Raw genomic sequence first — 7,722 nt, 5'->3', positions numbered from 1 at the left:
CCATGGCCGAAAGGGACGCAATTTGTCAGCTGTGAGGTCACCCCAATGTACAGCGTGCCGTTCCGTTTGCTGGCCAGGATGTAAACGCAGAACTGCTTGTCCATAGCGCCAAACGCCAAACTGGATTCCCGCTTTCGCGGGAATGACGGCCATAACACCGAACCTCGTTACCCACAGATTTGTCGCGCACCCATAGGGTTGTCACGCGCCGCAGAAAGCGGGTATGTTTCACCCGGCCCGCTGCGTTGGCGCGACCATCCCGGGCAGGAGGATGATATGGCGGAAGAACTCAAGGACTACAGCATTCCTTACAACCCCGACCTCAAATTCGAGGACTTTTCCAAGGACGCGTTGATCCGACTGATCAAGGCGTATCGCACCATCTTCGTCGGGCTCATGGGGATGTGGAACACCGAGAACCGCAAGCGCATGAGCCTCGAAGAGGCTTTCAACTTGGACGCCGAGGTCTACGAGCGGGTGCTCAAGAAGTTTTACTTGCCGCTGCTCAGGGAGGCGATGAAGATCGAGGGAGACGACGTCCTGGCGCTGCTGAAGATCTTCCAGGTCGCCCCGGACGGTGCCGGCGGGCAGTTCTACGAGTTCGACTACGACATCAAGAACCCGGACCATGTGGTCCTCACCTTCACCCGCTGTCCGACCCTGTTCTATTTCGAGGCGACGGGAACCGACCAGGACGTCCAGTGCTTGTGCGGACCCGGTGGGGTCGAGGACCGGGCGTTTATTCAGTTCTGCAAGCTCACCAATCCCAAGATGAAGTCCACCGCCCTGCAGGTGCCGCCGCGCAAAGACAAGGATGGAATCTGCTGCCGCTGGGAGTTCAAGGTCGAGCGCTAAGCGGCAGCCCTTCTCGCATCACGGCACCAACAGCGCAGCCCCGATCACCCCGGCTGAGTCGCCTAAGGCGTGGCGGACGATGGGCGTGCGCAGCTCGTCGTTGAAGACGTAGCGGGCCACGGCCTGGCGGCCGCGGGTGTAGAGCTCGTCGATATTGGAAAGGCCGCCGCCGAGCACGATCACATCGGGATCGAGGATGTCGATCACGTTGGCCACGGCGCGGCCGAAGCGGTCGAGGAAGCGCTCGAAGATCTCGGCCGCATGCGGGTGGCCGGCACGCGCATGGGCAACGATGGCTTCCATCGCCAGCTCCTCCCCGGTGAGTGCCGCGTACTGGCGGCTGACCGCCGGCCCCGCGATGTGGGCCTCGACGCAACCGCGCCGGCCGCAGTAACAGGACGGGCCACCGGCATCGATGCAGTGATGCCCCCACTCGCCGGCGATATGCTGCACTCCCCGCCGCACCTGGCCATTGATGACGATACCGCCGCCGACACCGGTACCCATAATGACTCCGAAAACCACTTGCGCCCCTTGGCCCGCGCCGGCCACGGCCTCCGCCAGGGCAAAGCAGTTGGCGTCGTTCTCCATCGCCACCGCCAGGCCCAGCCGCCGCTCGAGATCGCCACGCAGGTCACGGCCGTTCAAGCAGGTGGTGTTGCTGTTCTTCATCGTCCCATCGACGGCCGAGATGGCTCCGGGCGTGCCAATGCCGACGGCTGCACAACCAGGCACGTGCGCGCGCAATGCCGCAACCAGCTCCGCAATGCGCTCGACAATATGGCCATAACCGCGTTCGGCCTGGGTGGTGATTCGCCTGCGCTCGATTACCTGGTGGTGGAGATCGACCACCACCGCTTCGATCTTGGTACCACCCAGGTCGACGCCCACTCGGTACTGCGGAGTCATGTCACAATCAGGCGAGCAGCTGTTCCAGAATCTTGCCATACTCGCGCACGTCGTCGGTGGCGACCTGTACGCGTTGAACGCCGGCGTCCGCTTCGGCCTCGAAGCCGCCTTGCCAATCGAAGGCAATCGCCAGTTTGCGTGCCATAACCATGTCTCCCCTGCCGCTTCATACGCCAGGCGAACTCAGCCCGCCAGCCCTCGTTCCGCCGGCAGGGCAGTTAGTGCTATAAGCGCGGCAAACTAGGAGGAGGATATGGCCAAGAAACCGCTCAAGAAGAAAGCCGCGAAGAAGACGGCACCAGCGCGCAAGCCCAAAGCGGCGGCGCGGCGCAAGCCCACACCCAAACCCGCGCGCAAGTCGGCGGCACGCGCCGCCAAGCCGCGGCCTGCCGCCCCGGCACCCAACCCGGTGCGCGAGCTGGCCCAGCGCATTCTCGACCTCACCATCACCCACAACGACGAGGCTTCGTTCGCGCTCTACGCCGACAACGTCGAGTCGATCGAGCCGGGGATGCCGCCCGTAACCGGCATCGACGCCATTAAGCAGAAATTCGCGATGTGGCGCGCGATGGTGAGCGACTCGTCCTGGAAAGCCCGCAACGTCTGGGTCGATGGCAACACCATCGTCATCGAATGGGACTGCCGCGCCACCTTTGCCGCCACCGGCCGGCAAAGTGAATTCAGCGAGGTCGCTATTCACGAAGTGCGAGACGGCAAAATCACCCGCGAGCGGTTCTACTACGACCGCTCGGCCATGCAGCCATAAAGGAGGATCCCGTGGCCGACGACGATGTGCAGAAGGAATTGGAGCGTTTGCGGGCAGAGAACGCTGCCCTGAAGGCCTCGCGCCGCCCGGGGGCACTCACGTTCCGAGTGTCGGATAAAGGCGCGGTGTCAGTATACGGGCTCGGGCGCTTTCCCGTCACCCTCTACCAAGAGCAATGGGACAAGCTGCTGGCCGCAACCGACGAGCTGCGGGCGTTCATCGACGCCAACCGCGATCAGCTCAAGAAGAAGGAGTAGGGAGCGCCGCCGGCACTCCCTACTCGCCGAGCTCAAATCAGCTTCTTCCACCACGGCGCGCCGGGCTGGTCGTATTTCGATCCGCTCGCGCGTGCCGCTCCCGGCCGGCTCGCCGGCTTGGCCTTGCAGACCTTGGCGGCTGGCTTCTTGGCCGCGGCCTTCTTCACTGCTGTCTTCTTCGCCATGCGTACTGCCCCTCCAACGTAAAAGATATAGTACGACGCCCTTACAATCACGATCGCGCCGAGGCTGCAAGCCTGCCCCTGCGGTCTTAATACCCACTTGCGGGCTCGGCCCGAGCGGGCGATACTGCGGCATCGGCAGAATCAGTCTTGCGCCATGCAGCACCAAAGTGGACAATGTGCAGCATATCCCAACGGGTGGAGGCACGATGACCGCCAAGACCGAGGCAAGCAAGGGCGAAGGTATTCCACCATCGGCGGGCTTAATCTTGCTCGTCGAAGATGATCCGAGCGATGCCGACCTGACCATGCACGCCTTGCAGCGCGCGCGCTTGCTCAACCCGGTGCGCGTGGTGCCGGATGCGGAAAGCGCGCTGCTATTGTTGCAACGCCAGGAATACGAGGGCCGAGTCGGGGACCGCCGGGTCGATCTCATTCTGCTCGACCTGGGTCTGCCGCGCATGAGCGGGCGGGAGCTGCTCGATACCGTCTGGGAGGACCGCCACCTGCGGCACATCCCGGTGATAGTGCTCACCGGCTCCGATTCGGTGGCTGATCGGCTGCGTAGCTACAAGCACGGGGCGCTGGGGTTTCTAAACAAACCGATCGACGTGAGCGAGTTATTGCACGTGCTCAGTGATCGTACGGACTCCGGCTTGGTGTTTGTCCGGACCTGAAAGTGGCGCGGCACACAAGACCGGGAGGTTCGCTCGCATTTGCGGGCTCGGGTTGAGGCGCGCCCGATAACTCGGTGGCTACGCGGAATACTGATGCCCCAACCGCTCAAAATTCTGTTCGTCGAAGATGACGTCGCCGACGTCGAGTTGGAGCGGGCCGCGTTACGGCACGAGTATGCGGTAAGCGTAAGCGTCGTCGACAGCCCCGAGGCGTTTGAGACGGCGCTGCGCGAGGGCCATCATGAGGTGGTGCTGTGCGACTACACCCTGCCCCGCTTCTCGGGCATGGCGGCGCTAGCAATCTGGCGAGCGGCCGGCGCCCGCATTCCGTTCATTTACGTCAGCGGCACGCTGAGCGAAGAGCTGGCGGTCGAATCGATCAAGGCCGGCGCCACTGACTACGTGCTCAAAGGCAACCTCACCCGCTTGCCGGCAGCAGTGGACCGGGCGCTGCGTGAGTTTGCCGCGGCGCGCTCGCTGCGGCGCACCGAAGCTCAGCGTGCCCGGGTAGCCGCCGCCGTCGAGCAGGCCGAAGAAATGGTGTTGATCACCGAGCCGGACGGCACCATCGTCTACGCCAACCCGGCGTTCACCCGCATCACCGGCTACACTGCGGAAGAGGCCATCGGCCGAACGCCGCGGCTGCTGCGCTCGGGCAAGCAAGACGAGGCCTTCTATGCCGATATGTGGCGCAGGATCACTCGCGGCGAGGTCTGGCACGGTGAGCTGATCAACCGCCGCCGCGACGGCAGGCTCTACGATGCCGAGCTGACCATTGCCCCGGTGATCAACAGTGCCGGACAGATCGTGAATTTCTCCTCCATCCAGCGCGACGTGAGCGAGCGGGTGGCCGCCGAACGACAATTGCGCGAACTCAACGCTCAGCTGGCGGAGACCGATCGCCTGAAGGACGCCTTCTTGGCGGCCTTTTCCCACGAGCTGCGCACCCCCCTGCATGTGATCATGGGTTACACCGAAATCATGGCCGAGACTCTTGGCGCTCAGCTCGATGCCGCAGCCCGGGGCATGTTCGAAGCCATCGGGCGCAACGCCGGCCAGCTCGCCCGGCTGATCAACGAGACCCTCGATCTCGCCCGGCTGCGCATTGACACCTTGCCGCTCCAGCTGAGCACCGTCGACACCGGGGCGCTGGTACGCGAGCTGGCCGATAGTTTCGCCCCCTTGGCGGCCAGCAAGCACCTGCGACTGACCTGCGAGGTTCCCGCCGCTCCGATCGAGGCCATCACCGATCCGCTGCGGCTACGCGAGGTGCTGGGCAACTTGCTCGACAATGCCATCAAATTCACCGAAGCGGGTGAGGTTCGCATACTAGCCACGTGTGACAACGGCGCGCTGGTGGTGGAGGTGCAAGATACCGGCATCGGCGTGGCCGGGGCCGACATTCCGCGCATCTTCGAGGATTTTCGCCAGCTCGACGACAGCCCTACCCGCCGTTACGGCGGCTGCGGACTGGGCCTGGCGGTGAGCAAACGGCTGCTGGCTCTGCTCGGCGGCTCGATCGAGGTCGAGAGCGAGCCCGGCCGCGGCAGCTGCTTCCGCGTGCGCCTGCCGCGCACCCGGCCCCCGGGCCGGCCGATCGCTCCCAAGCAGCCGCGACGCTGAAGCACGCTTCAGTCGGCTTATAAGCCTATGCCGTCGGACCGAAGTGTGAACCTGTCGCAAGCGAATCTGCCGGCACCGGCCGCGCCCAGTTCCGGCGGTGGCTCCGCCGCCTGTGGCTGGTTACCCGGCTGGTCGATAGTCGCCGCGGTGCTCACGGTGGTGCTGCTGGCGGGCGCCGGAGTCTGGCGGCTGGCCGCCAGCGAGTGGGTCGAAACCACCGCGTACTGGGAGCAACACCTTTCATCGGCGGCCAATGCGCAGGTGAAGTTGATCGAAGCCTGGCTGGGCGAACGGCGCGGCGACGCCGAAGTCATCGCCGGTTTTCCCTCGGTGGTCGAGCTGCTGCGGCCGGCGGCAGAGCCAAGCGAAGGCGCGCAGCGCGACCTGGCGATGCACGTCGCTGAGGTGCTCGGCCATCCGCTGCGGGCATACGGTTATAGCGCGGTGGCGGTGTGGGATCGCACCGGCCGCGCCGTCGCCCAGGTCGAGCGGGCGCAGGCTCCGGCTTTGGATTTAGCAGACACCGTCGCCGCAACGCTCAATGGCGGCAGCTTTCGGGTCCACCGCGTGCGCTCCGCCGAGCGCTGGTGGCTGGTATTCGTCCGCCCGGTGTTCGCGGGCGGCGACGAACAGGCGCCCGCGCTGGGGGCGGTTACGTTGGTGATGGATCTCGAAAGATCGTTGCTGGCGCTGCTGGTGGCCGGCCAGGAGTCGACACGAACGGGGCAGACAATCCTGGTCGACCGCGAAGCCGAGAACATCGTCTTCTTGTGGCCGGTGCGCGGCCGCAACGGGCTGATGGTACAGGTGCCCAGTGAAACCGAGCGGCTGGCGGCGCGCCATGCGCTGGCCGGTGAGGAACGCTTCGGCGAATTCATTGACTATCGTGCGGTGCCGGTGCTGGCGGCCACCCGCAGGATCAAGGCGCTGGGCTGGGGCCTGGTGGCGAAGATCGACCGCGACGAGGCCGTCGCCGGATTCCGTGACGAGATCAGACAGCTTGTGATTGCAGGGACACTGGTAGTGCTGGCGTTTGCCGGGTTCGTGCTGGCTTGGTCACGGCGGCAACGCGCGCATGTGCTCAGCGCCGAGCTGGCGCGAGAACGGGCCGTGCTGGCAGCACGCGAGCCCTACCGCTTGCTGAGCGAATACGCCACCGACGTCGTGCTGTTCTTGAGTCCCGCGGGGCGCGTTCTGGAAGTCAACCGCGCCGCCGAGCTGGCGTACGGCCACGAGCGCGCCCAACTACTCCAGCTGAACGTCTCCGACCTCAGAGCAGAGGCCGCGCGCGCGACCCTGCCCAACCAGCTGCGCCAGGCCGCTGAAGGCCCCGCGGTGTTTGAAACCGTGCACCGGCGCCGCGACGGATCCGCTTTCCCGGTCGAGGTCAGTGCGGTCGGCGCCGACATTGCCGGACAGCGCGTGATCCTCTCTGTCATCCGCGACGTCACCGAGCGTAAGCGCGCCGAGGCCGAGGTGCGCCAGCTCAACGAAGAGCTGGAAGAACGCGTGCGCCAGCGCACCGCCGAGCTGGAAGCCGTCAACCAGGAGATCGAGGCGTTCTGCTACTCGGTGTCGCACGACCTGCGCGCACCGCTGCGCCACATCGAGGGCTTCATCCGCATCTTGAGCGAGGACTACGGCGCCCAGCTGCCGGCCGAGGCACAACACTACCTCGCGCGCGTCAGCAGCGGCAGTGCGCGGATGACGGAGTTGATCCAAGGGCTGTTGGTGTTGTCGCGAGTAGGGCGGGCCGAATTGAAGATCCGGCCAGTCGATCTCGGCGCCCTAGCCCATGGCGCCATCGACGAACTGCGCGCCGCCGCCGGCGAACGGCCGATCGAGTTTGTGACCAACGAGCTGCCGACGGTAACCGGTGACGCCACCTTGCTGCGCCAGCTGTTCGACAACCTGATTGCCAACGCCATCAAGTTCACCCGGCCGGTAGCGGCCGCGCGCATCGAAGTCGGCACCGCCACCCACAATGACAAAGCGGTGTTCTACGTGCGCGACAACGGCGTCGGGTTCGATGGCCGTTACGCGGACAAGCTCTTCCGCGTCTTTCAGCGCCTTCACCGCCAGGACGAATTCGAGGGCAGCGGCATTGGCCTGAGCATCGTCAAACGCATCGTCGAGAAGCACGGCGGCCGAATATGGGCCGAGAGCACCCCGGAGCAGGGCGCCACGTTCTATTTCACGCTCGGGAAAGCGACATCTTGATCTCCAGGGTGTTTGCCACTCTTGACGGGGTCGGTGCCGCTGGAGGCGCATCACCCCGCGCATATCGAAGCGGCGCCGCCGCGGGCGACTAAGCGTGTCCTTCCGGTGAGCATGCATAGCTCGATTTTCCCGGGGCGATCGGTTGCGACCGGGCCACCGAGACGGAGCGACGGATCAGCGGGGTGGGAACCGGCTGCGCCGCCACCGGTCAGCGCGGCGGGTCGGGGCCGGTG

At 65.3% G+C, this 7,722-nt stretch carries 8 protein-coding genes; 6 read left to right on the top strand and 2 right to left on the bottom strand.

The features are described from left to right. Positions 1-276 precede the first annotated feature (276 nt). Complete coding sequence (locus tag HY699_10450; protein MBI4516220.1) at positions 277-855, top strand: hypothetical protein; 579 nt, start codon at positions 277-279, stop codon at positions 853-855. A gap of 18 nt (positions 856-873) precedes the next feature. Here the strand turns inward: HY699_10450 and HY699_10445 are convergent, their stop codons facing one another. Next, positions 874-1,764, bottom strand: a complete 891-nt coding sequence (locus HY699_10445; GenBank protein MBI4516219.1) for an ROK family protein — start codon at positions 1,762-1,764, stop codon at positions 874-876. A 7-nt stretch (positions 1,765-1,771) separates the two neighbouring features. Beyond that, entirely contained in the window at positions 1,772-1,909 is a 138-nt protein-coding gene (locus tag HY699_10440; GenBank protein ID MBI4516218.1) for a hypothetical protein, read from the bottom strand. A gap of 108 nt (positions 1,910-2,017) precedes the next feature. Here HY699_10440 and HY699_10435 point away from each other — a divergent pair, with 108 nt between their 5' ends. The 5 genes from HY699_10435 to HY699_10415 all read left to right on the top strand — a co-directional run bounded on the left by HY699_10435 (position 2,018) and on the right by HY699_10415 (position 7,489). After that, on the top strand, positions 2,018-2,530 hold the full coding sequence (locus tag HY699_10435) for a nuclear transport factor 2 family protein (protein MBI4516217.1): 513 nt from the start codon (positions 2,018-2,020) through the stop codon (positions 2,528-2,530). Positions 2,531-2,541: 11 nt separating this feature from the next. Then, positions 2,542-2,787, top strand: a complete 246-nt coding sequence (locus HY699_10430; GenBank protein MBI4516216.1) for a hypothetical protein — start codon at positions 2,542-2,544, stop codon at positions 2,785-2,787. 391 nt (positions 2,788-3,178) lie between these two features. Beyond that, positions 3,179-3,646, top strand: a complete 468-nt coding sequence (locus HY699_10425; protein ID MBI4516215.1) for a response regulator — start codon at positions 3,179-3,181, stop codon at positions 3,644-3,646. Positions 3,647-3,739: 93 nt separating this feature from the next. Beyond that, positions 3,740-5,269 carry a PAS domain S-box protein gene (locus HY699_10420; protein ID MBI4516214.1) on the top strand — a complete coding sequence of 510 codons (1,530 nt, stop codon included), beginning with the start codon at positions 3,740-3,742 and terminating at the stop codon, positions 5,267-5,269. A 45-nt stretch (positions 5,270-5,314) separates the two neighbouring features. Further along, entirely contained in the window at positions 5,315-7,489 is a 2,175-nt protein-coding gene (locus tag HY699_10415) for a PAS domain S-box protein (GenBank protein ID MBI4516213.1), read from the top strand. Positions 7,490-7,722: the final 233 nt, after the last annotated feature.

This window comes from Deltaproteobacteria bacterium (assembly GCA_016210005.1).
Classification (GTDB): domain Bacteria; phylum Desulfobacterota; class Binatia; order HRBIN30; family JACQVA1; genus JACQVA1.
Note: the sequence above shows the minus strand (reverse complement) of the source record. Positions and strands in the feature narration are given on the sequence as shown.